19 protein-coding genes are annotated in these 21,240 nt (G+C 67.4%); 10 read left to right on the top strand and 9 right to left on the bottom strand.

Annotation, left to right across the window (positions count from 1 at the left end):
- Positions 1 to 98: 98 nt before the first annotated feature.
- Positions 99 to 2,240, bottom strand: a complete 2,142-nt coding sequence (locus SP5_RS16030) for a TonB-dependent receptor (protein ID WP_042490605.1) — start codon at positions 2,238 to 2,240, stop codon at positions 99 to 101.
- A gap of 157 nt (positions 2,241 to 2,397) precedes the next feature.
- Between SP5_RS16030 and SP5_RS16035 the strand changes: the two genes are divergently transcribed.
- Positions 2,398 to 2,577: a hypothetical protein gene (locus SP5_RS16035; RefSeq protein ID WP_042490606.1), complete on the top strand. Its 180-nt coding sequence runs from the start codon at positions 2,398 to 2,400 to the stop codon at positions 2,575 to 2,577.
- A 128-nt stretch (positions 2,578 to 2,705) separates the two neighbouring features.
- On the opposite strand, the gene SP5_RS16040 is transcribed toward SP5_RS16035, so the two are convergent.
- Together SP5_RS16040 and SP5_RS16045 are read right to left on the bottom strand one after the other, a co-directional pair.
- The gene (locus SP5_RS16040) at positions 2,706 to 3,257 is read right to left on the bottom strand and encodes a phosphoribosyltransferase (protein WP_042490607.1); all 552 of its coding nucleotides are present in this window, start codon (positions 3,255 to 3,257) and stop codon (positions 2,706 to 2,708) included.
- Between the two features lie 113 nt (positions 3,258 to 3,370).
- Positions 3,371 to 3,721: a VOC family protein gene (locus SP5_RS16045; protein ID WP_042490608.1), complete on the bottom strand. Its 351-nt coding sequence runs from the start codon at positions 3,719 to 3,721 to the stop codon at positions 3,371 to 3,373.
- 230 nt (positions 3,722 to 3,951) lie between these two features.
- Here SP5_RS16045 and SP5_RS16050 point away from each other — a divergent pair, with 230 nt between their 5' ends.
- The 3 genes from SP5_RS16050 to SP5_RS16060 are packed head-to-tail and all read left to right on the top strand — an operon-like array spanning position 3,952 to position 7,588.
- Positions 3,952 to 5,238, top strand: coding sequence for an MFS transporter (locus tag SP5_RS16050; protein WP_042490609.1), 1,287 nt, complete (start codon positions 3,952 to 3,954; stop codon positions 5,236 to 5,238).
- The gene (locus SP5_RS16055; protein ID WP_042490610.1) at positions 5,235 to 6,341 is read left to right on the top strand and encodes a metallophosphoesterase family protein; all 1,107 of its coding nucleotides are present in this window, start codon (positions 5,235 to 5,237) and stop codon (positions 6,339 to 6,341) included. Before SP5_RS16050 ends, SP5_RS16055 begins: the two co-directional genes overlap by 4 nt.
- Positions 6,338 to 7,588: an arsenic transporter gene (locus SP5_RS16060; RefSeq protein ID WP_217995708.1), complete on the top strand. Its 1,251-nt coding sequence runs from the start codon at positions 6,338 to 6,340 to the stop codon at positions 7,586 to 7,588. The genes SP5_RS16055 and SP5_RS16060 overlap by 4 nt, the downstream gene beginning before the upstream one ends.
- 70 nt (positions 7,589 to 7,658) lie before the next feature.
- On the opposite strand, the gene SP5_RS16065 is transcribed toward SP5_RS16060, so the two are convergent.
- From SP5_RS16065 to SP5_RS16075, 3 genes are all read right to left on the bottom strand, one after another.
- Entirely contained in the window at positions 7,659 to 8,882 is a 1,224-nt protein-coding gene (locus SP5_RS16065; RefSeq protein ID WP_042490611.1) for a threonine synthase, read from the bottom strand.
- A gap of 41 nt (positions 8,883 to 8,923) precedes the next feature.
- The gene (locus tag SP5_RS16070; protein ID WP_042490613.1) at positions 8,924 to 9,703 is read right to left on the bottom strand and encodes an SDR family oxidoreductase; all 780 of its coding nucleotides are present in this window, start codon (positions 9,701 to 9,703) and stop codon (positions 8,924 to 8,926) included.
- A gap of 298 nt (positions 9,704 to 10,001) precedes the next feature.
- Positions 10,002 to 10,619 (bottom strand): DUF2238 domain-containing protein, encoded by a 618-nt coding sequence (locus SP5_RS16075; protein ID WP_042490614.1) that lies wholly within the window; start codon positions 10,617 to 10,619, stop codon positions 10,002 to 10,004.
- A 96-nt stretch (positions 10,620 to 10,715) separates the two neighbouring features.
- On the opposite strand from SP5_RS16075, the gene SP5_RS16080 reads away from it, so the two are divergent.
- Positions 10,716 to 11,459, top strand: a complete 744-nt coding sequence (locus tag SP5_RS16080; protein WP_042490625.1) for a dienelactone hydrolase family protein — start codon at positions 10,716 to 10,718, stop codon at positions 11,457 to 11,459.
- Between the two features lie 80 nt (positions 11,460 to 11,539).
- On the opposite strand, the gene SP5_RS16085 is transcribed toward SP5_RS16080, so the two are convergent.
- Positions 11,540 to 13,324: an ABC-F family ATP-binding cassette domain-containing protein gene (locus SP5_RS16085; RefSeq protein ID WP_042490615.1), complete on the bottom strand. Its 1,785-nt coding sequence runs from the start codon at positions 13,322 to 13,324 to the stop codon at positions 11,540 to 11,542.
- 112 nt (positions 13,325 to 13,436) lie between these two features.
- Here SP5_RS16085 and SP5_RS16090 point away from each other — a divergent pair, with 112 nt between their 5' ends.
- The 3 genes from SP5_RS16090 (at position 13,437) to SP5_RS16100 (ending at position 15,871) form a co-directional block, all read left to right on the top strand.
- The gene (locus SP5_RS16090; protein WP_157013774.1) at positions 13,437 to 13,754 is read left to right on the top strand and encodes a PepSY domain-containing protein; all 318 of its coding nucleotides are present in this window, start codon (positions 13,437 to 13,439) and stop codon (positions 13,752 to 13,754) included.
- 46 nt (positions 13,755 to 13,800) lie between these two features.
- Positions 13,801 to 14,490: a response regulator transcription factor gene (locus SP5_RS16095; RefSeq protein WP_042490616.1), complete on the top strand. Its 690-nt coding sequence runs from the start codon at positions 13,801 to 13,803 to the stop codon at positions 14,488 to 14,490.
- Between the two features lie 70 nt (positions 14,491 to 14,560).
- Positions 14,561 to 15,871 (top strand): sensor histidine kinase, encoded by a 1,311-nt coding sequence (locus tag SP5_RS16100; RefSeq protein WP_042490627.1) that lies wholly within the window; start codon positions 14,561 to 14,563, stop codon positions 15,869 to 15,871.
- Positions 15,872 to 16,099: 228 nt separating this feature from the next.
- Here SP5_RS16100 and SP5_RS16105 read toward each other — a convergent pair whose 3' ends face one another.
- Positions 16,100 to 17,101: an LLM class flavin-dependent oxidoreductase gene (locus tag SP5_RS16105; protein WP_042490617.1), complete on the bottom strand. Its 1,002-nt coding sequence runs from the start codon at positions 17,099 to 17,101 to the stop codon at positions 16,100 to 16,102.
- 49 nt (positions 17,102 to 17,150) lie between these two features.
- Complete coding sequence (locus SP5_RS16110) at positions 17,151 to 19,424, bottom strand: S8 family peptidase (protein WP_245613521.1); 2,274 nt, start codon at positions 19,422 to 19,424, stop codon at positions 17,151 to 17,153.
- A 158-nt stretch (positions 19,425 to 19,582) separates the two neighbouring features.
- On the opposite strand from SP5_RS16110, the gene SP5_RS16115 reads away from it, so the two are divergent.
- The gene (locus SP5_RS16115; protein WP_042490618.1) at positions 19,583 to 20,245 is read left to right on the top strand and encodes a pyrimidine 5'-nucleotidase; all 663 of its coding nucleotides are present in this window, start codon (positions 19,583 to 19,585) and stop codon (positions 20,243 to 20,245) included.
- Positions 20,246 to 20,247: 2 nt separating this feature from the next.
- Positions 20,248 to 21,075: a 2,3,4,5-tetrahydropyridine-2,6-dicarboxylate N-succinyltransferase gene (gene dapD / locus SP5_RS16120; protein WP_042490619.1), complete on the top strand. Its 828-nt coding sequence runs from the start codon at positions 20,248 to 20,250 to the stop codon at positions 21,073 to 21,075.
- The last annotated feature ends 165 nt before the right edge of the window (positions 21,076 to 21,240 follow it).

Genomic DNA, 21,240 nt, shown 5'->3' on the forward strand with positions numbered 1-21,240 from the left:
GCGCTGACTGAGGGGGTGCGCCACAAAGAACATCCTGTGCGGCCCGCCCCCTCCACCATGCTGCGCATGGTCCCCCTCCCCGTGCCGGGGAGGATTTCTTAGAACGCCTTGGACACGCCGACGAAGAAGCCGCGACGCGGGCCATATTGCGGTGCGCCGACGCCCACGCCGGTCCCGTCGCGAATTTCATATTTGTGGTCGAGCACGTTGATGACGTCGAACCGGATGTCGAGGTTCGGCCCCGCCAGATGCTGGCTCGCGGTCAGGTTGAATTGCGCATAGGGCGACAGCTTGGCGCCGTTGGGGATGCTGTTCACATCGTCGTCGCGGCGCAGGCCCGAGCCATAGATCATGCTGCCGCCCAGCTTCGTGCCGCCATGGAAGGCATAGGACACGCCCGCCGATCCGGTGAAGGTCTGGTCGTGGTCCAGATAGATGTAATGCCGCGCAATATAGTCGAGATCGTCCTGGCCGAAGCTGAACTGGCTGGAGACGATGCTGCGCCCCTTGGCCTTGGCGGCGGCGAAATTGGCATAGGCGAGCAGGCCGCCGCGCTGATAGCTCATATTCGCCTCGATCCCGCCGATGCGCCCCTGCTTGTAGTTGAACGGGGTCAGGATGATCGGCGCGCCGAACTGCCCCTCGTCGATCAGGTTCTTCGAGATGCGGTAATAGGCGTCGATGCCATAGGTGAAGTAGCGGCTGGGCTTGGCCTGGAATCCGACATCGAAATAATCCTGCCGCTCGGCATAGGGCACGTCGTTGACGGTGACGGCCGGATAGGCGCTGGTCCCGACGAACTTGGCGATGCTGGTATTGCCGACCAACTCGAAGGGCGGCGGCACGAAATAGCGCGAATAGCCCGCGTGCAGCGTATAGATGTCGCCCGGCTGCCAGACCAGGTTGACGCGCGGCGACACCTGCCCCTCGCGCCGATAGCCGTTGTAGAGGTCGTAGCGCGCGCCGTAGTTGAGCGTCAGCCGGGGCAGCAGCTTCCATTCGTCCTGAAGATACGCGCTGAAGCTGGTCGCGGTCTTGCCGCTATTGTCGACGATCGCGATCGGCTCGCCCGCCTGAGCGCCGCTGGCGTCGACGGGGAAGACGTTGGTCGTGGTCGCGCTGGTCGAACGGTCGCGCGTCACCAGCAGGCCACCGCGCAGCGTGTGCGCATCGCCGACATGATAGACCGCGTCGACCTGTCCGCCGATGGCGAAATCCTGCTTGTACGCCTGTTGCGCCTGCCCGTTATAGAGCAGCTCGCCCAGCACATCGGGGCGATAGCGCAGCGACGAATAGCGCGCGAAGAGCGAGGCCTGCACGGTCAGCGGCTCGGCATCGTGGAGGAAGGCGACCTGGCCGAAGCCGGTCTTTTCCAGCTGCGTCTCGTTCAGCTTCTCGCTGGGGAAGGCGGTCTGGCCACCGACGCTCCATCCGGCGCTCGGCTGCTGGCCGACGGGGTTGGGGATCTGGAACCACTGGTTGGAATAGCCGCCGACGAAGGACACCCGGTTCTGGTCGTCCAGGATATGGTCGACATAGGCGAAGCCCTGATACTGGTCGGTATCGTCATGCACCGGGTTGGAGCGGCCGTCGACGCTTTCGATGCCCAGGCCACTGTGCCGGTAGTCGCCCGACACGAAGTAATTGGTGCTTCCCGACGAGCCGCCATAGGTCAGGCTGGGCTGGATGGTGTTGTGGCTGCCGCCATAGATGGAGGCGGTGCCGCCATTGTCGAACAGGCCGCTCTTAGTGGTGATGTCGATCACGCCCGCCGTGCGCAGGCCATATTGCGCGGGCAGCGCGCCGGTCAGAATGTTGACCTTGTCGACCAGGCGCGGCGACAGGGTCTGGCCGAACACCGCCAACCCCTCGGGCAGGATGGTGCCGTTGATGCGATATTGCAGGCCGTTATGGTCGTCGCGGACGTGGAACTGGCCGAAGCCGTCCTGCACGACGCCGGGGGCTTGGAGCAGGATCTGGTTGAACTGCTGGTTCTCGCCACCGGGCAGCGCCTTGATCGTGGCGCTGGTGATTTCATAATTGGAGGCGCCCAGGCTGGGCTGGATATGCTCGCGCGCGGTGTCGAGCCGCTTGGCGGTGACCACGATGTCGGAGGGCTGATTCGCCGCTGCCGCCGGGGTGGCGTCCGCATCGGGCGTCGGTACGCCGCGGGTCTGGGCCAGCGCGGGCAGGGCGATCGCGGACGACGCGACACAGCAAAGGAGAGCACAAAAACGCATTGACAACCCCAAATGTTATAACGTCTCCCGAGCGAGCTATCTTGCTGCACCGCGATGCGATGGCAAGGCGGGGCAGCATTCATGACGCATTTGTAAGCGAGCCATCATGCAGGGGCGCCGCCATGGTCAGGGGCCTGTGAGCGCGCTATAAGGGACCATGGCCGAACGCTTCGAACGACACCGCCAGCCCTGGCGCCAGGACGAGATCCAGAAACTCCACACCCTCGCCAAGAAGGGCATGGCGCTGAAGGCGATCGCCAAGGCGCTGACCCGCAGCGAGGAGTCGGTCAAGGCGCGAGCCAAGGAAGACGGGCTGTCGATCGCCAAGCTCCACTGAGGCCGGATCGCCATTCGGCCATGCCCCTCGCCCCTCACAGAGGGGAGAGGGAAAAGGGGGATGCTGAATGTCGATCCGTTTTGAGGTTCGGGAATGGCGGGGCAGGGCGCGCCCGCCGTCCCGGATCGTCAGCGCAGGATGATGGCGGCCCCGTGCTTGTGGGTGCGGATTTCATCCTCGGTCAGGCCGTTGATCTCGTGCGGGAAGATCAGCCAGTCATTCGTCTCATGCACGAAGAAGTCCGGCGTCAGGTCGGTCACGTTGCGTGACGGCTTGTAATAGACGGTCGCGACCTTCACCTCGTCCGGCATATTGTTCCGGCAGCGCTGCTTCAACTCCTTCAGCAAGGCGCGGATCGAGCGCCCGGAATCGAACACGTCGTCGATCAGGAGCAGGCGATCTTCCGGGTTCAGGACGTCGACCAGATGGCCCAGCCCATAAATGCGGACCTGCGGCTCCTGCTGGTCGATGCCGGTATAGGAGGCGGTGCGGATCGCGATATGATCGCTCTGGACCCCGCGATATTCGAGCAGTTCCTGGACCGCGATGCCGACCGGCGCACCGCCGCGCCAGATGCCGACGATATGCGTCGGGCGAAAGCCGGAGTCGAAGACCAGATTGCCCAGGCGAAAGGAATCCTCCAGCAGGCGGTCGGCGGACAGGTAGATCTTGGTGGTCACGGGAATCGTCCATCATCATTGCGGAGCGGGGCACGGAGCGGGGCACGGAGCGGTCGGCGTCGGGACTGGTCGCCTATGTGATGCCGTCGGGCCGACAGGGCAAGCGGGCGGCGCTATTCGACGATCCGTCCGATCCGCACCAGCACCCCGGTCGGGTCGCTGACCGCGAACTCATAGGTGCCCCAGGGTTTGGCGTGCGGCGTGCCAGGCTTGATGATGTCGTCGCGGACCCGCTCGGCGACCGCATCGACATCTTCGACATAAAGATAGAGGCCGAACGGGTTGTCCTCCCCGCGCACCGGCCAGCCCGGCATGTGGTTGAGGTGCAGATGCCAGCCGCGTCCGTCTTCCAGGATGCGGTAATGACCGAAATCGGCAGCGACCGAAAAGCCGAGCCGTTCGTAAAAGGCAGTACTGGCATCGAGATCGTCGGCCGGTACGATGGCGACGCAGTGGTGGTCCATGGTGATGCTTTCCTTGCTGCCGACCGGACGTGCTGACGGGAAAAGTTCTGCCGGGGCATCATGAAGTTTTTGTCATGAAATATTGTGCGGTATTTGTGCCACCGGCAGCTTTGTCGTTATTCTACAGCGGGATAACTTGGCTGCCGGTCGCGCGGCAAACATAAATCATACGATCAGCGGATATTTCAAACTATTGCTGGGTTGGGCCTCGCATCTCGCGGAGACCTATCATGGCCACAGCGGCATTACCTGATTCCCAAACGTCCCCATCGTCCGAAGGCGACCGCCGCCGCGCGACACGCTGGTTGCAGGCGCTCAACTTCTTCATGGCCGACATGCAGGCGGGGATTGGTCCGTTTCTGGGCGTCTTCCTGCAACAGCGCGGGTGGCAGACCGGGCCGATCGGCAGCGTCATGACGCTGGGCGGTGTCGCGGGCATGGTGATGACGGTGCCAGCGGGCGCGTTCATCGACCATACCGACAAGAAGCGCTGGGTGGTGGTCATCACCGGTATCTGCACGGTGCTCGCCTCCTTCCTGATCCTCTGGTCGCAGACCGGCATCGTCGTCGGAGTCAGCCAGGTGGCGACCGCCATCGCGGGCGCAGCGATCGGCCCCGCCGTGACCGGCATGACGCTGGGCGTGGTCCGGCAAAAGGGCTTCAACGCGCAGAACGGTCGCAACCAGGCGTGGAACCATGCGGGCAACATGGTCGGCGCGGGGCTTTCCGGCTTTCTGGGCTGGAAGTTCGGGATGCCCGCCATCTTCTTCCTTGCCGCCGCCTTCGGCGTGCTGGCGATCATCTCGGTCCTGTCCATCCCCGAGCGCGCGATCGACCACCGCGCCGCGCGCGGGCTGGAGGACGACGATGGCGACGATGAGGAAGGCGGCCAGGCCGAGGGTTTCAAGGCGCTGCTCGCCAACAAGCCGATGCTGATCCTGGCGGCCGCGCTGGCGTGCTTCCATCTGGGCAACGGCGCGATGCTGCCGCTGTACGGCATGGCGGTGGTCGGCGCGGGCAAGGGCGATGCCGCGATGTTCACCGCGACCACCGTGATGGTGGCGCAGGCGGTGATGATCGTCGCCAGCCTGATCGCGATGAAGGTCGCCGCCGGGCGCGGCTACTGGCTGGTCCTGCTGATCTCCTTCGCCGCGCTTCCCTTGCGCGGGTTCCTGGCGGGGACCTTTATCGAGCATTGGGGCGTGTGGCCGGTCCAAGCGCTCGACGGTATCGGCGCGGGGCTTCAGAGCGTCGCGGTGCCGGGCCTTGTCGCCTGCCTGCTGAGCGGCACGGGCCGGGTGAATGTCGGGCAGGGCGCGGTGATGACCATCCAGGGCGTCGGCGCCTCGCTGTCGCCCGCCATCGGTGGCTGGCTGGCACAGGAACTGGGCTATCACATCGCCTTCTACATTCTCGGCGGTTTCGCGGTGGCGAGCCTGGGGCTGTGGATCGGCTTTGCGGGCACGTTGCGCCCCGCCTGCTCCGGTGGTGCCAAGCCCGAGGAGGCCAAGGCATGAGCGGCATCGCCTGGGTCCATGTCGGCGACCTGCATCTGGACGAAGCCGATGACTGGCAGGGCCTCGACCGACTCCGCGAGGTCGTCGCGCAGGTCAATGCGCAGATGGGCGGGGCGGATTTCGTCTTCATACCCGGCGACAACGCCAATCACGGCACGCCCGGACAATATGCCCGAATGATGGAGGCGCTCGCGCCGCTGTCGCTGCCATGGCGGATTATTCCCGGCGACCATGATTTCGAGCCGGGCGACCTGTCCAATTACGAAGCGGCGATACCCAGGACCAACCGACCCGAGACGGAGGTGATTGCGGGCCATCGCTGCCTGTTCCTCGATATCGTGTCGGCGGGGGCGGGCGGACCCGACTTCCGGTTGACCATGCACCACCGCAACAGACTGGCCGAGGAACTGGCGCGGGCAAAGGCGTCGGGCGAAGTGCCGCTGGTGTTCATGCACGCCTATCCCGGCGACCTGGCGGCGGACGGCGACACGATCGCGCGCCAGTTCATCGACGGCGAGGTCGCCTTCGTCGATACCGGGCACACCCATTATAACGAGCTGCTGAACGATGGCCGTGTCCTGTACGGCGCGACCCGCTCGACCGCGCAGATCGAGGAGGATGGTGGCGCGCCGGGCTTCACCATCGTCTGTGTTCAGGACCGGGTGGTCAGCTGGCGCTTCCGGCGGCTGGATGCCCCCTGGCCGCATGTTCAGATCGTCTCGCCGGGCGATGTTCGGCTCATCACGCGGCCGACCGACCCGCACCAAGTGCCCCGACCCGGTGCGGTCGAGGTCATGGCGCGGCTGTTCGGCGTGGATGCGCAACCCGTCGCGCGGGCTGGCGAGACCGAGACGCCGATGACGCGGGGCAAGGATGGCCTGTGGCGCGCGACCGTGACGCTGGCCGCTGGATTGAACGCGATCGAGGTCCGCTGCGGCGAAGGCTATGACCGGATCGATTGTCTCGTCCGCGACGGACATTCGATCCCGAAGCGCCGCTTGCCCGTCGCCCCCGGCGAGGATTGCCACACGATCGGCGCCTGGCCTATCGCCGGGATCGACGGCGCCCGGCTGGGGCCTAACAAGAATGGGTGCGGATGGTGACGCTGGCATACGGGGCCACCTGGGCGATTGCGGGGCTGTCGACGGCGGGCGTGATCGCGCGGCCGATGCGCTGGCCCGAATGGATCTGGGCGGTGGCGGGTGCGGTCCTGCTGATCGTGCTGGGCCTGATGCCGCTGGGTGAGGCGGGGCAGGCGGTGGCCAAGGGGGCGGATGTCTATCTCTTCCTGATCGGCATGATGCTGCTGAGCGAGACCGCGCGCGAACATGGCGCGTTCGACTGGATCGCGGCGACCGCCGTCAACATGGCGGGGCGGTCGCGCGCGAAACTGTTCGCGCTGGTCTATGCGACGGGCGTCGTCGTCACGACCTTCATGTCCAACGACGCGACCGCCGTGGTACTGACGCCCGCCGTGTTCGTCGCGGCAAAGAAGGCCAAGGCCGACCCGCTGCCGCTGCTGTTCGCCTGCGCGCTAATCGCCAATGCGGCGAGCTTCGTGCTGCCCATCTCCAACCCCGCCAATCTGGTGCTCTACGGCGGCCACATGCCGCCGCTGGGCGCATGGATGGCGGCGTTCGCGCTGCCTTCGCTGGCCTCGATCCTCGTCACCTTCGCGGTGCTGCGCTTCACCCAGCGCGCGCGGATCGCGGCGAGTTGCGAGTGCGACGTGGCGCGCGATACGCTGTCGACCGGCGGCAAGCTGGCGATCGCCGGTATCGTGCTGACCGCGCTGCTGCTGCTGGTCGTGTCGGCGCTGGATGCGGAGCTGGGCCTGCCGACCGCGCTGGCGGGGATCGCGACGGCGGTGATCGTGTCGCTGCTCGCGGGACGCTCGCCCGTGACGCTGGCCAGGTCGGTCAGCTGGGGCGTGCTGCCGCTGGTCGCCGGGCTGTTCGTGCTGGTCGAGGCGCTCGACCGGACCGGCGTGATCGCCTGGGTGGCGCAGGGGCTGCGTGACATGCTGGTCGATCCGACACGCGCGGCGGCGGTGTCGGGGACGACGCTCGCCTTTGTCAGCAACGCGATGAACAACCTGCCCGCCGGACTCGTCGCCAGCAGCGCCATCGCGCAGGCGCATCCGCCGCAGATCGTCACCGATGCGCTGCTGATCGGCGTCGACCTCGGCCCGAACCTGTCGGTGACGGGATCGCTGGCGACGATCCTGTGGCTTCAGGCGATCCGGCGCGAGGGAGAGGATGTCAGCTTCCTCGCCTTCCTGAAGGTCGGCGCGGTGGCGATGCCGCTGGCGTTGCTGGCGGCGTTGGGGATTCGGTTGCTGATCGGGTGAAGTCGAAGGCCAAGGGGCGGAACGTGCCGCGTGCCCTTCGACTTCGCTCAGTGCGAACGGAGGTTGGTGATTACAGCGCTCCCAGATCGATCGGCGCGTTCTTGTCCAGCCACTGCCCCGCCTCGGGCATCGGGTATTTCAGCCCGGTGGCGCAGTTGTACAGCACCACGCGCTCATCCTCGTCGACCAGATTGTTGCGCACGGCCTGTTGATACGCCGCGAGCGTCGCCCCGCCCTCGGGACAGAGCAGCAGACCGTCCTTCTTCGCGCACTCCTCCACCGCCTTCAGGATGGCCGGATCGCCGACCGCAAGCGCCGCGCCGCCGGATTCGCGCACCGCGCGCAGGATCAGGAAGTCACCGACCGCCTTGGGCACGCGGATACCTGCCGCCACCGTCGCGGCATCCTCCCAACGCTCGGCATGGTCCTCGCCCGCCTCATAGGCGCGGACGATGGGCGCGCAGCCGCTGGCCTGCACAGCATACATGCGCGGGCGCTTGGCGCCGATCCAGCCCAGCCGCTCCATCTCGTCGAACGCCTTCCACATGCCGATCAGGCCGGTGCCGCCGCCGGTCGGGTAGAAGATCGCATCGGGCAGTTCCCAGCCCAGCTGCGCGGCCAGTTCCAGCCCCATCGTCTTCTTGCCCTCGATCCGATACGGTTCCTTCAGCGTCGAGAAGTCGAACCAGCGCCCCTCGGCGGCACCACGCCCGACGATGGCGCCGCACTCGTCGATCTGGCCGTTGACCCGCCAGACACGCGCACCCTGCGCGGCGATCTCGCGGACATTCACTTCCGGCGTTTCCTCGGGGCAGAGGATGACGGTTTCGATCCCGCACCGCGCGGCATAGGCGGCCAGCGCCGCGCCCGCATTGCCGTTGGTCGGCATCGCGATCCGGGTCACGCCCAGCTCGCGCGCCATCGCCACCGCCATGACCAGCCCGCGCGCCTTGAACGATCCGGTCGGCAGCCGCCCCTCGTCCTTGACCAGCACCGTGTCCCCGCCCGAGCGGGGAATGGGGATCAGCGGCGTCTCAATCTCCCCCAGCGACACGATGCTGTCGGTGCGACGGACGGGCAGCAGCTCGCGCCAGCGCCACAAGTCCGTCTCGCGCGCAGCGATGGTGTCGCGCGACACCGCCCGGCCCAGCGCGTCGAGGTCATAGCGGACCAGCAGCGGCTGTCCTGCGCGCGACAGGCCGTGAAGCTGGTCGGCCTCATAACGCTCGCCGGTCAGCGAGCATTCCAGATGGGTGACGAAGGTCGGGCGGTCTTCGGTGAGGTTGCGATTCATAAGGCCCAGCCTATCGGCCGAAACCGCCCGACACCATAGGTTTAACCCGGCGTCGCGGCCGATCCCGCCAGCAGCCCGCCGTCGATGGTGAACTCCGATCCGGTGATATAGGTCGCCTCGTCCGAGGCCAACATGACCGCGATGGCCGCCACTTCGTGCGGCTCCCCGAAGCGTTTCAGCGGCGTATCGGCGACCAGCGCCGCCATCTTTGCTGCCCGGTCGGGGCCGTCGCCCAGCATCGGCTCCCAGATGGGGGTGAGGATGGCGGCGGGGTGGATGGAGTTGCAGCGGATCTTCCACCCGGCCTGTGCGCAATAGAGCGCGACCGTCTTGCTGTGGTTGCGGACCGCCGCCTTGGACGAGGCATAGGCCGCCGCGCCCGGAATGCCGACCAGCCCCGAGCGCGACGAGATGTTGATGATCGAGCCGGTGCCCGCCACCTTCATCGCGGCGATGGCATAGCGACAGCCCAGGAAGGTGCCGTCCAGATTGACCCGGTGTACCGCGCGCCAGTCCGCCAGCGATGCATGTTCGGGGTCATGCGGCGCATAGCCGTCCTCGAACCCGGTGATCCCGGCATTGTTGACGACGACATCGGCGATGGGGACGATCCGGGCGAGGCGCGCCCAGTCGGCTTCGTCCGACACGTCGAGCGGCTCGAAGCGACAGCCGATATTCCCCGCCGCGCTTTGGCCGGTGTCGGCATTCCGGTCGGTCAGGATGACGGTCGCGCCTTCCTCGTGAAAGCGGCGGGCAATGGCATGGCCGATCCCGCGCGCGGCGCCAGTGACGACGCACGTCTTGTTCTGCAAGCGTGGCATAAATCTCTCGAAATGATTGGGGGCAGGGGGGCGGTGCTTGCCGCCGTGTAAGCCTGTGCCGCGTCAGCGGTGCCGCTGGACCATGTCGAGAACTCCTGGTGTCGGGCCGGTTTTATCACCGATCGGTGTCCGCTTCGTCTTTTTTGTTCGCGCGGAGGCGCGGAGACGCGGAGGTGTCTGGCCCAGCCGCAGGCTGCCTCCATTGGCAACAGAGCGGCTTTGTCTTCCGATCGAGAGGGTGTGCAACAGCGCGGCCCATCCAGACTCCTCCGCGTCTCCGCGCCTCCGCGCGAACAAACTACCGCTCCGCCATCCCCGCCATCTGCCGATCATGTACCCGCGACAGCGTCACCACCGCCCCGACCGCGCCGACGAGGCACATCAGCATGTCCCATTGCGTATCCCACGGATCGCCCTGCGTCCCCAGGAATTCGTCCGCGCCCTGGCCCAGCGCCATCGCCGCGCCGAACTCGATCAGTTCATACGCCGCGCTCACCGCCAGGCAGCAGGCGATGACGAGGAAGGTCAGCATCCCGCCGCGCACCAGCCCGCCCCGCCGGATCAGCCATTCCCGAAACACGATGGCGGGCACGAAGCCCTGCGCGAAATGGCCCAGCCGATCATAGGGGTTGCGTGCCAGATGCAGCCAGTCCTGCACCCAGAAACCGGCGGGCACGCGCGCATAGCTATAGGCTCCGCCGAGCATCAGGATCAGGCCGTGCAGGCCGATCAGGACCAGCGCCAGCCCGGTCAGCGGAAAGCGCCGCCGCAATCCCCAGAGCAGCGGCAGCGCGACCAGCACGGGCGCGACCTCCATCCACCAGGTCGCCCGGTCGAACGGATGCAGCCCCGAGGCGATGAGCCCCGCCATCCAGACCGCGCTCAACAGCGCCAGTCGCATCGTGCTTGCCGACATGGCCCGACGATAGCGGCGGGTGTCGCACGCGCAACCCGATTGCCCTGCCTCCGGCGGGATGCGATGGGCGAAGCCACCAATCAGGACAGGCCCGCCATGATCATACGCAGCGACGAAACCCAGGATGTCGAGGTGCCCGGCAACGGCACGATGCGGATGCACCTGTTCCGCCCCGCGATCGAGGGGCGCTTCCCCGGCATCCTGCTGTTTTCCGAAATCTATCAGGTGACGGCCCCGATCCGGCGGCTGGCGGGGATGCTGGCGGGGCAGGGCTATGTCGTCGCGGTGCCCGAGGTCTATCACGAATATGAACCCGCAGGCACGGTGCTGGCCTATGACAAGCCGGGCACGGACCGGGGCAACGACCTGAAATTCACCAAGCCGGTCGCGGCCTATGACGCCGATGCGACCGCAGGCCTGACCGCGCTGGCCGCGCATCCCGCGTGCAACGGGCATTTGGGTACGTTCGGCGTCTGCCTGGGCGGGCATCTGGCCTATCGCGCCGCGCTCGATCCGCGCGTGGGGGCGGCGGCTTGCTTCTATGCCACCGACATCCATTCGGGCACGCTGGGTGAGGGCCGCCGCGACGACAGCCTGGCGCGCATGGCCGAACTGAAGGCCGAGACGATGTTCGTCTGGGGACGGCAGGACCCGCATGTCCCCTATGCCGGGCGCGAGACGATCCGCGCGCGGCTGGAGGAGGTCGGCGCCTCCTATGAATGGCATGAGGTCGCCGGGCAGCACGCCTTTCTGCGCGACGAGGGGCCGCGTTACGACCCCGCGCTGTTCCTCCAGGCCATGGCCTGGACGATGGCCCTGTACGCCCGCGCGTTACGCTGATGTATCGGTTCCCGGCATGGCGCCGTTCGTCGGGGTTTGACCGGTTCTGACCAATAGGGGCGGGTATTATCCCGCCCCGATCACCCAGCCAGTGCCTCGACCTGCTCGGCCAGTTCCAGCCAGCGCATCTCGGCCTCGTCCTTTTCGTCGCGGGCCTTTTCGATCGCCTTCATCAGCCGGTCGAACTGGGCGGGGTCCTTGGCATAGAGATCGGGGTCGGCCAGCTTGGCCTCGTCGCGCGCGATACCGGCCTCCAGCTCCTCGATCCGCTTGGGCAGCAGCTCGTAATCGCGCTGGTCCTTGTAGCTCAGCTTGGTCTTCGCCTGCACCGGCGCGGCGGGGGAGGGGGTGGCCTTGGCGGTGGTCTTCTTCGCCTCGGGCACGGCCTTGCGCTTGGCGACCCAGTCGGCATAGCCGCCCGCCACGACGTCGACGCTGCCCGACCCGTCGAGGCCCAGCGTCACCGTGACCGTCCGGTCCAGGAAGTCGCGGTCGTGGCTGACGATCAGGACGGTGCCCTCATAATCGCCGATCACCTCCTGCAACAGGTCCAGCGTCTCCAGGTCGAGATCGTTGGTCGGTTCGTCGAGGACCAGCAGGTTGGATTCACGCGCGAACTCACGGGCCAGCAGCAGCCGCGAACGCTCGCCGCCCGACAGCGTGCCGATCTTCGCCTCGGCCAGCGAGGGGTCGAACAGGAACTCCTTCAGATAGCCATGGATATGCTTGCGGACGCCGCGCACGTCGATCCAGTCGCCGCCATCCGCCAGCACTTCGCGCACCCGCTTTTCGGGCGCCATCAGCTTGCGCTGCTGGTCGATGATGACCCCGTCCAGCGTCTTGGCGAGGAAGACGCTGCCCTCGTCGGGCTGAATCTCACCGGTCAGCAGGCGAAGGAGCGTCGTTTTCCCTGCGCCGTTCGAGCCGACGATGCCGATCCGGTCGCCGCGCGTGACCTTCAGGCTCAGGTCCTTGATGATCGTGCGGTCGCCGTATCGCTTGGTGACATGCTCGGCCTTGATGACCTCCTTGGTCTTCACATCGTCCGACGCGATGCCCAGCTTGGCGGCACCCTGCGGCCCGATCATCGCGGCGCGGGTTGCGCGCATCTGGACCAGCTTTTCCAGGCGGCCCTGGTTGCGCTTGCGCCGCGCGGTGACGCCCCGGTGGAGCCAATGCTCCTCGATCTTGAGTTTGGCGTCGAGCTTCTCGGCGGCGCGCTGTTCCTCGGCATAGACCTGCTCGGTCCAGGCGTCGAAGCCGCCGAAACCGACCTCGTTGCGCCGCATCTGACCGCGGTCGAGCCACAACGTCGACTTGGTGAGGCGGGTCAGGAAGGTGCGGTCATGGCTGATGACGATGAACGCGCCGGTGAACCGCTTCAGCCAGTCCTCCAGCCATTCGATGGCGGCGAGATCCAGATGGTTGGTCGGCTCGTCGAGCAGCAAAACGTCGGGGTTCATCGCCAGTGCGCGCACGATCGCGGCGCGCCGCCGTTCGCCGCCGCTGGCCGTCGCGGCGTCGCGGGTCAGGTCGATGCCCAGCTGTCCGGCGATCGCATCGGCCTCATAGGCTTCCGGGGCATCGTCGCCCGACAGGACATAGTCGTTCAGCGTGGCGCAGCCGGTCAGGTCGGGATCCTGTTCCAGATACACCACATGGGTGCCCGGCACGATCACGCGCCGCCCCTCGTCGGAATCGATGATCCCGGCCATCAGCTTCAACAGGGTCGACTTGCCCGCCCCGTTGCGCCCGATCAGCGCCAATCGGTCGCGCGGACCGACATGGATGTCGAGATGCCGGAAGAGCCAGCCCGAGCCTTGAACAAGGCCCAGGTCTTCGTAGGAAAGAACGGGTGCTGCCATGATGACTGGCAGTTAGGGGCGGATCGGGAACCCGGCAAGCACCCCATGCGCTGTCCCGCGGCTGCACGATCCATTCAGAGGCTGTTCAACGGTTGACCGCTATGCCAGTTTCATGTCGATGACCGTCCTTCTGGCCCTGCTCGCCGCACCGCTGGGCTCGCCGCCGATGATCGAGCCCCCGATGGAAATGGGCTTCGATCAACGGCGCGGCGACCAGATGCGCGCCTATCAGCAGCGCCGGGAAGGCAATCTGTCGCTGCGCGAGATCGAGGCGCGGGTGGTGCCGACCATGCGCGATTCGCAATATATCGGCTTCGATTATGATGCGGGTGCGTCGGTTTACACGCTCAAATTCCTGCGCAATGGCACGGTCATCTGGGTGGAGGTGGACGGCCGCACCGGCAAGGTCATCGGGCGAACCGACGGCTGATGACCGGCCGGTCGGACAGCCCCATGAATTTACAGGGAGTTTTGCGATGCGCGTTCTGATCGTCGAGGACGAGCCCAATCTCGGCCAGCAGTTGAAGAATACGCTGGAGGGCGCAGGCTATGCCATCGACCTGGCCACGGACGGCGAGGAAGGGCATTTTCTGGGGTCGACCGAAAGCTATGACGCGATCGTGCTCGACCTGGGCCTGCCCGAGATCGACGGGCTGACCGTGCTCGACCGCTGGCGCAAGGAAGGCAAGACCATGCCGGTCCTCGTCCTGACCGCGCGCGACAGCTGGTCGGACAAGGTGGCGGGGCTGGATGCGGGCGCCGACGACTATGTCGCCAAGCCGTTCCAGACCGAGGAACTGATCGCCCGTCTTCGCGCGCTGATCCGCCGCGCCAGCGGCAACGCCTCGTCCGAACTGACCGCCGGCGACGTTCGCCTCGACACCCGTTCGGGCAAGGTCACGCGTGCGGGCGAGCCGGTGAAGCTGACCGCGCAGGAATATAAGCTGCTGTCCTATCTGCTGCATCACAAGGGCAAGGTGGTCAGCCGCACCGAACTGATCGAGCATATCTACGACCAGGATTTCGACCGCGATTCGAACACGATCGAAGTGTTCGTGACGCGCATCCGCAAGAAGCTGGGCCAGGACGTCATCACCACCATCCGTGGCCTGGGTTACAGCCTGGACGATCCGGCAGCGGGTGCCGTGGCGGGTTCGGCGGCCTGATCCGGCTTTTTCCGTGACGGAGGGGCATATACCGCGCCGGACGCTGCGCACGGGATCGCTGTCGCGCCGCATGATCCTGATCGCCGCAGGGTGGATCCTGGTCCTGCTGGCGGGCGGCGGTTTCGCGCTCGACCGGGTGCTGGTGTCCGCCGTCACGCAGAATTTCGACGACCGCCAGGCCTATGTCCTCCAGTCGCTGCTGGTGTCGGCTGCGGTCGATTCGGAGGGGGAGGTCTGGTTCAACCGCGAGCCCGCCGACCAGGGATTCCTGGAGCCGGGATCGGGCGTCTACTGGCAGGTGTCGGGCAAGGGGCATGAACCCTTTCCGTCGCGTTCGCTCTGGGACCGGCGGCTGGCGTTCGGCTCGGCGCATAATGACGACACCATCCATGTCTATACCAGCACGCAATTCCCGGACGAGAAGCTGCGCGTCGTCGAACGCGATGTGAAGCTGCCCGGCTCGGACGTGCGCTGGCGGTTCCAGGTGGCGCAGCGGACGACCGGGCTGGATGCGCAGATCGGCGCGCTCCGCCGGACGCTGGTGCGCAGTTTCGCGCTGCTGGGTGTCGGCCTGTTGCTGATGGCGGCGATGCAGACCTTTTACGGCCTCTATCCCTTGCGCCGGGTGCGCGAGGAGATCGCGGCGATGCGGGCGGGCAAGGCCGACCGCGTATCCGACGCGATGCCCAACGAGGTCGCGCCGATGGTCGAGGAGCTGAACGCGCTCATCGAGCATAACGAGAAACAGGCCGAGGAGGCGCGGCGTCACGCGGGCAATCTGGCCCATGCGCTGAAGACTCCGCTGACCGTCATCATGAACGCCGCGACCGCCCAGTCCGAGGATCTGGCCGAGACGGTGATCCGCGAGGCGCGCACGATGCGCCGCCAGGTCGACCATCATCTCGCCCGTGCCCGTGCGGTCGGGCGGCGCGGCTCGGCGCACAGCCGGGCGGAGGTCTGGCCCAGCCTGCAATCGGTCGAGCGCGCGGTGGGTCGCCTCTATCGCCATGTCCGCATCGATGTGGACGGGCCGAAGGATCAGGTCGTCCATGTCGAGCGACAGGATCTGGACGAGATGCTCGGCAATCTGGTCGAGAACGCGGCCAAATATGGCGGCGGGAGCGTCTTCGTCACCGTCGGTGCGCAGGCCGGGTTCGTCGAGATCCTGGTCGAGGATGACGGCACCGGCATTCCCGAGAACGAGCGCGTTCGTATCTTCGATCGCGGCGTCCGGCTGGACACCGGCAAGCCGGGGACGGGGCTTGGCCTCGCCATCGTGCGCGACGTGGCGGAGATTTACGGCGGCACCGTCTCGCTGGAGGAAAGCGAGGACCTGGGCGGGTTACTGGTGCGGCTCCGGCTGCCGGCGGCGGTGGGGTAGTTTGGTTCGCGCGAAGCCGCGATGACGCGAAGAGAGAAGAAGGATGGTTCGCGCAGAGGCGCGGAGAACGCGGAGGTGTCGTACTTGGCGGCACTGCCATTCCTTCATCCTCACCGGCTCGTAGGGAAGTATCGAGCGTGCCATTCGAAACGCCCCCCTCCGCGTTCTCCGCGCCTCCGCGCGAACAAATTCCTTCGCGTCATCGCGGCTTCGCGCGAACCCAAAAAATCAGGCCGCCACCTTCTCCAAGGCATCCATCGCCTTCGCTGCGATTCCGATGGAGCGCTTTCGCGCCTCATGGTCGAAGATCGAGCTGACGACCATCACCTCGTCCACCTGGGTCCGTTCGACGAAGGCGGCCAGCTGCCGTTCCACGCTCGCGGGCGCGCCGATCGCCGAACAGGACAGGACATGGTCGAGGATCGCCGACCCCTGCGCGCCCAGGCTTTCGCGATAGCCGGGAACGGGCGGGGGCAGCTTGCCGGGGCGGCCGGTACGTAGCGCGACGAAGGCCTGTTGCTGCGAACTGGCCAGCAGCTCGGCCTCCGCGTCGGTATCGGCGGCGAAGACGTTGAAACCCGCCATCGCATAGGGCTTGTCCAGCACCGCCGAAGGCCGGAAGTCGCGACGATAAACGGCCAGTGCATCGTCCAGCGCATCGGGCGCGAAGTGCGAGGCGAAGGCGTAAGGCAGGCCCAGCGCGGCAGCGAGCTGTGCGCCGTAGAGGCTCGATCCCAGGATCCACATTTGCGGACGCGCGCCCGCGCCCGGCGTCGCGACGATGCCCGTTTGGCCGTCATCGGCGAAATAGCTTTGCAGCTCCATCACGTCGCGCGGGAAGGCGTTGGGATCGCTGTCGAGCGTCCGGCGCAACGCGCGGGCGACGCGCTGGTCCGATCCCGGCGCGCGGCCCAGCCCCAGGTCGATGCGGCCGGGAAACAGCGCGTCGAGCGTCCCGAACTGCTCGGCGATGGTCAGCGGCGCGTGGTTGGGCAGCATGATGCCGCCAGCACCAATGCGGATCGTCCTGGTCGCCTGTGCGACATGGCCCAGCACCACGGCGGTCGCGGCCGATGCGATGCCCGTCATGCCGTGATGCTCGGCGGTCCAATAGCGGTGGAAGCCGACGGCTTCGGCATGGGCGGCGAGGTCGGCGGCGTTGGCCAGCGCCTGGGCCACGGTGCCGCCCTCGACGACGGGCACCAGATCGAGCAGGGAATAGCGTGTCATGTGAGGAAGATGGGGACGATCCGCCGCCCCCGCCAGCCAAGACCGCGTATCAGAAGGTCAAGCCATACTTCACCGCCATGCCCCGCTCGGGCGGCAGCATGGCGATATTGCCGGGATCGCGTCGCCAGAACAGGTGCGTCGACCACTCGCCGCCGCCCAGCCGGATGCCGTGGCGCAGCTCGACCAGCGTTTCCTGCCCCGTGGGGGTCAGCGACAGGCGGTTGGTCGTCCAGCGGTCGACCTGGCCGCTGGCATAATCCCAATGGCCGGGCAGCCGCAGGTCCAGCCCGCCGCCGCCGACCCGCAAGGGCCGCGACAGGCGCAGGTCGATCCGGTCGTGGCCGAACAGCCCGGCCTTGCCTGCCTCGACCGACCAGGCTCGGCTGGCGAGCATGCCGCCGCCCAAGGCCCCGACCGCGCGCGTCCAGCCGCGGCGCCAGCGGGCGCCCAGCGTCCAGCCGCCATCGTCCTGCCAGCGTGCGGCCGTGTCGGCGAACCAGCTGAACCCGCGCGCCTGGCCCAGCGCGCCGCCGAACCAGCTGCCCAACACGGTCGATTGCTCATCCAGCCGGGTCAGGCCCAATGTCGCGGCGACCGGTCCCAGCCTGCGGTCGAAGGTCACCGTCATCTGGTCATAGCCGGGCGCGACCATGCCCGGCATCGGCGCGGCGAAGCGGCCATTCTCCGCCGCGACGCTGACGCCCGTCCGGCCCATGACGTGATGCAGCGCGGCGGCAGTGCGCGGCGCGCGGTCCATGCCCGCGCCGGGATCGGTCATCAGATAGGCGGGGCCGGACTGGCCGGTCCACCCGGCGATCATCGCGTCGCCGGTGCTGGCAAAGCCGAATCCGATCGCGGTGTCGGGGGTGAGCGTCTGGGTGATGCTGCCCGCGACGATGCGCTGCGCCGCGTTCGGCGCGTCGGCGGGGACGATGGCCCGCAGCCGGGCCTCGCCGGGGATGGTGATCGCGCGGGTCAAGGCGACCGTGCGTGTGCCGTCGCTGACCACCATGCCCTCGATGCGGCCGAGCAGCGACGGCGCCAGCATCGGGCGGGGGGCGGCCTGCGCCACGGTGGCGGATATGTCGACATGATAGGCACGGGCATAGCCGTCGAGCGCGACGAGGCTCAGCCCCTCCGCGCGCGAATCGCCCATTGCCGGGGATAGCCGCGCATTGACCCCCATCGAGACGGCCGCGCCCGTGCCCGCGACGCTGGTGCCGCCGACCGGCTGGAAGGCGGCGGTCAGGTCCAGCGTGCCGCGACCGTAAATGTCGTCGGTGCCGTTCGTCCCCGCTTCGCGCGCGGTGCGCAGCAGCAGGTCGGCGATCTGCGCGCCGGTCAGGTTGGGAAAGGCCTGGGCCAGCAGGGCGACCGCGCCGCTGATCTGCGGCGCGGCGAAGGACGTGCCCGACCAGAGCAGGCGTTCGCCCTTGGCATCGGGCGCTTCCACCCGCTCGCCCAGCGCGGTCAGATAATGCGCGGCCGACTGGCCCGCCCGGTTGCTGAACGACGAGATAGTGCCGGTCGCGCCGACCGATCCGGCGATGATGACCTGTCCACGCGCGACCGCATCGCTATTGGCGATCTGCGCCATCAGCGTGGGATTGGACTCGCCGTCATTGCCCGCCGCAATGACGATCACCATGCCCGCCGCCGTCGCCCGCCCGATCGCCGCGAGCAGCGTGCCGGGCGGCGTATCGTTCGAGCCGAGCGAGATGTTGACGACCCGCGCCCCGGCGCTGCGGGCCGTATCCAGCCCGCGGGCGATGGCGTCGGAGGAAAAGCTGCACGTCCCGCCCAGCCCGCCATTTCCGGTGGAGCCGCCGCAACTGCCCGGCTCGTCGGCGCGCAGCGCGACCAGGGTGGCGTCGAACGCCACGCCCTGCGCCCGATTGCCGCTGCGGCCGCCCAGCGCGGTGAAGGCGACGGCGGTGCCGTGCCCGTCCAGATCGCCGGTGCCGCGCGTCCCCGCGACATCGGTGGAGGCGCTGGAAATCCGCCCGGTAAAGGCGCCGGTGCGGTCGTCCACGCCCGAATCGATGACGCCCAGGGCCACACCCGCACCGGTCGCCCCGCGCTGATAGGCGGCCAGCGCGTTCATCGCGACCGCACCCGCCGTCGCACGATAGCCCGCCGTGTCGTAATTCTGCGTCGGTGCGGGGATAGGGGTGGGTGTGGGTGTCGGGCTGGCGATCGGGGCCGGTATCGGCTGGATGCCGTTGCCGCTGCCGCCACAGGCCGCGACCATCGTGCCCGCGCCGATGACCAGGCTCCAGACCGTCGCGATGCCCCCGGCACCGCGCGCTTCCCGCGCTCGCAAGCTCAACCCGCCCATCCCATCATGCCGCCTGCCCAACCGACAGGGGTGAGCCTGACCCTTTTGATAGCATCACTTTCTTGCACCGTCGTTAAGGGGGGCAGGCGATGGGCCACGGGGCGGCTTGCGGCCATGGGGCCTCACGCCTACACGCTGCCGCCATGCCGCCCGCGCTTGCCCATATCGACGCCTGGATCTTCGATCTGGACAATACGCTGTATCCGGCGAGCGCCAATCTGTTCGCGCATATCGACCGGCGCATGACGCAGTTCGTCGGCGACCTGCTGGGCCTGGACCCGGCCGAGGCGTTCCGGGTGCAGAAGGAGTATTTCCACGCGCACGGCACCACGCTGGCGGGCCTGATGGCCGAGCATGACGTCGATCCCGCCGCCTTCCTGGCCTATGTCCATGATATCGAGATGGACGTGCTGGAACAGGACGCGCCGCTCGCCGCCGCGCTGGCCAAGTTGCCGGGGCGCAAGCTGGTCTTCACCAATGGCGACAAGCCCTATGCGCTGAAGGTCCTCGACCGGCTGGGGCTGGGCAGTCATTTCGAGGCGGTTCACGACATCACCGCCATGGGCCTCGTCCCCAAGCCGCAGCCGTCCGCCTATGCGGGGCTGTGCGCCGCGTTCGACATCGATCCAAGTCGCGCGATCTTTTTCGAGGACATGGCCCGCAACCTGGTCCCCGCCAAGGCGATCGGGATGACGACCGTGTGGGTCGACAACGGCTCCGAACAGGGACCGGAAGCCGCCCGCGACCATATCGACTATACCGTCCACGCGCTGACGCCGTGGCTGACGAGCATATTGGAGGACTGACGATGGCACATGAACTGGCCGCCACCATCGATGCCGCCTGGGACAACCGGGCCGAGCTGAACTTCGCGACGCAAGGGGAAGAGCGGATCGCCGTCGACCGCGCGCTGGCGCTGCTCGACCGGGGCGAGGCGCGCGTGGCCGAGCCGGACGGCAAGGGCGGCTGGACCGTCAACCAGTGGCTGAAAAAGGCCGTCCTCCTGTCGTTCCGCCTGAACGACAATGTCCTGATCGACAATGGCCCGGGCGCGGGCCACTGGTTCGACAAGGTGCCGTCGAAGTTCAGCGGCTGGTCGGAAGCGGACTTCCGCGCCGCCGGGTTCCGCGCGGTGCCCGGATCGGTCGTACGGCGCGGCGCGCATGTGGCGAAGGGCGCGATCCTGATGCCCAGTTTCGTTAACATCGGCGCCTATGTCGGTGAGGGCACGATGGTCGACACCTGGGCGACCGTGGGCAGCTGCGCCCAGATCGGCAGGAACGTGCATCTGTCGGGCGGTGCGGGCATCGGCGGCGTGCTCGAGCCGCTGCAGGCCGATCCGGTCATCATCGAGGACGGCGCCTTCATCGGCGCACGCGCCGAGGTGGCCGAGGGCGTCCGCGTCGGCGAGGGCGCGGTGCTGTCGATGGGCGTCTATCTGGGTGCCTCGACCAAGATCATCGACCGCGAGACGGGTGAAGTCTTCCGGGGCCATGTGCCGCCTTACTCGGTGGTGGTGCCCGGCACGACGCCGTCGGTCGACGGCAAGCCGGGGCTGTACTGCGCGGTGATCGTCAAGCGGGTCGATGCACAGACCCGCTCGAAGACCAGCATCAACGACCTGCTGCGCGATTGATGACCCGCGACGCCTGAACCTTGGCACGCCCCTCCCGCAGGCGGGAGGGGATGGGGGAGGGCATGACGCAGGCGATGGTCTCTGTGAGACTCCCTGCCCTCCCCAAACCCCTCCCGTTTACGGGAGGGGCTTTTAAGGTTCGTGCGGAGGCGCGAAGAACGCAGA

The sequence above is a fragment of the Sphingomonas parapaucimobilis NBRC 15100 genome (genome assembly GCF_000787715.1).
Lineage (GTDB): Bacteria > Pseudomonadota > Alphaproteobacteria > Sphingomonadales > Sphingomonadaceae > Sphingomonas > Sphingomonas parapaucimobilis.

Bases quoted from the DNA above. Each gene is read 5' to 3' on its own strand.
- SP5_RS16030 (WP_042490605.1), bottom strand. From the start codon at position 2,240: ATGCGTTTTTGTGCTCTCCTTTGCTGTGTCGCGTCGTCCGCGATCGCC.
- SP5_RS16035 (WP_042490606.1), top strand. From the start codon at position 2,398: ATGGCCGAACGCTTCGAACGACACCGCCAGCCCTGGCGCCAGGACGAG.
- SP5_RS16045 (WP_042490608.1), bottom strand. From the start codon at position 3,721: ATGGACCACCACTGCGTCGCCATCGTACCGGCCGACGATCTCGATGCC.
- SP5_RS16050 (WP_042490609.1), top strand. From the start codon at position 3,952: ATGGCCACAGCGGCATTACCTGATTCCCAAACGTCCCCATCGTCCGAA.
- SP5_RS16055 (WP_042490610.1), top strand. From the start codon at position 5,235: ATGAGCGGCATCGCCTGGGTCCATGTCGGCGACCTGCATCTGGACGAA.
- SP5_RS16065 (WP_042490611.1), bottom strand. From the start codon at position 8,882: ATGAATCGCAACCTCACCGAAGACCGCCCGACCTTCGTCACCCATCTG.
- SP5_RS16070 (WP_042490613.1), bottom strand. From the start codon at position 9,703: ATGCCACGCTTGCAGAACAAGACGTGCGTCGTCACTGGCGCCGCGCGC.
- SP5_RS16075 (WP_042490614.1), bottom strand. From the start codon at position 10,619: ATGTCGGCAAGCACGATGCGACTGGCGCTGTTGAGCGCGGTCTGGATG.
- SP5_RS16080 (WP_042490625.1), top strand. From the start codon at position 10,716: ATGATCATACGCAGCGACGAAACCCAGGATGTCGAGGTGCCCGGCAAC.
- SP5_RS16085 (WP_042490615.1), bottom strand. From the start codon at position 13,324: ATGGCAGCACCCGTTCTTTCCTACGAAGACCTGGGCCTTGTTCAAGGC.
- SP5_RS16090 (WP_157013774.1), top strand. From the start codon at position 13,437: ATGTCGATGACCGTCCTTCTGGCCCTGCTCGCCGCACCGCTGGGCTCG.
- SP5_RS16095 (WP_042490616.1), top strand. From the start codon at position 13,801: ATGCGCGTTCTGATCGTCGAGGACGAGCCCAATCTCGGCCAGCAGTTG.
- SP5_RS16100 (WP_042490627.1), top strand. From the start codon at position 14,561: ATGATCCTGATCGCCGCAGGGTGGATCCTGGTCCTGCTGGCGGGCGGC.
- SP5_RS16105 (WP_042490617.1), bottom strand. From the start codon at position 17,101: ATGACACGCTATTCCCTGCTCGATCTGGTGCCCGTCGTCGAGGGCGGC.
- SP5_RS16115 (WP_042490618.1), top strand. From the start codon at position 19,583: ATGCCGCCCGCGCTTGCCCATATCGACGCCTGGATCTTCGATCTGGAC.
- dapD (WP_042490619.1), top strand. From the start codon at position 20,248: ATGGCACATGAACTGGCCGCCACCATCGATGCCGCCTGGGACAACCGG.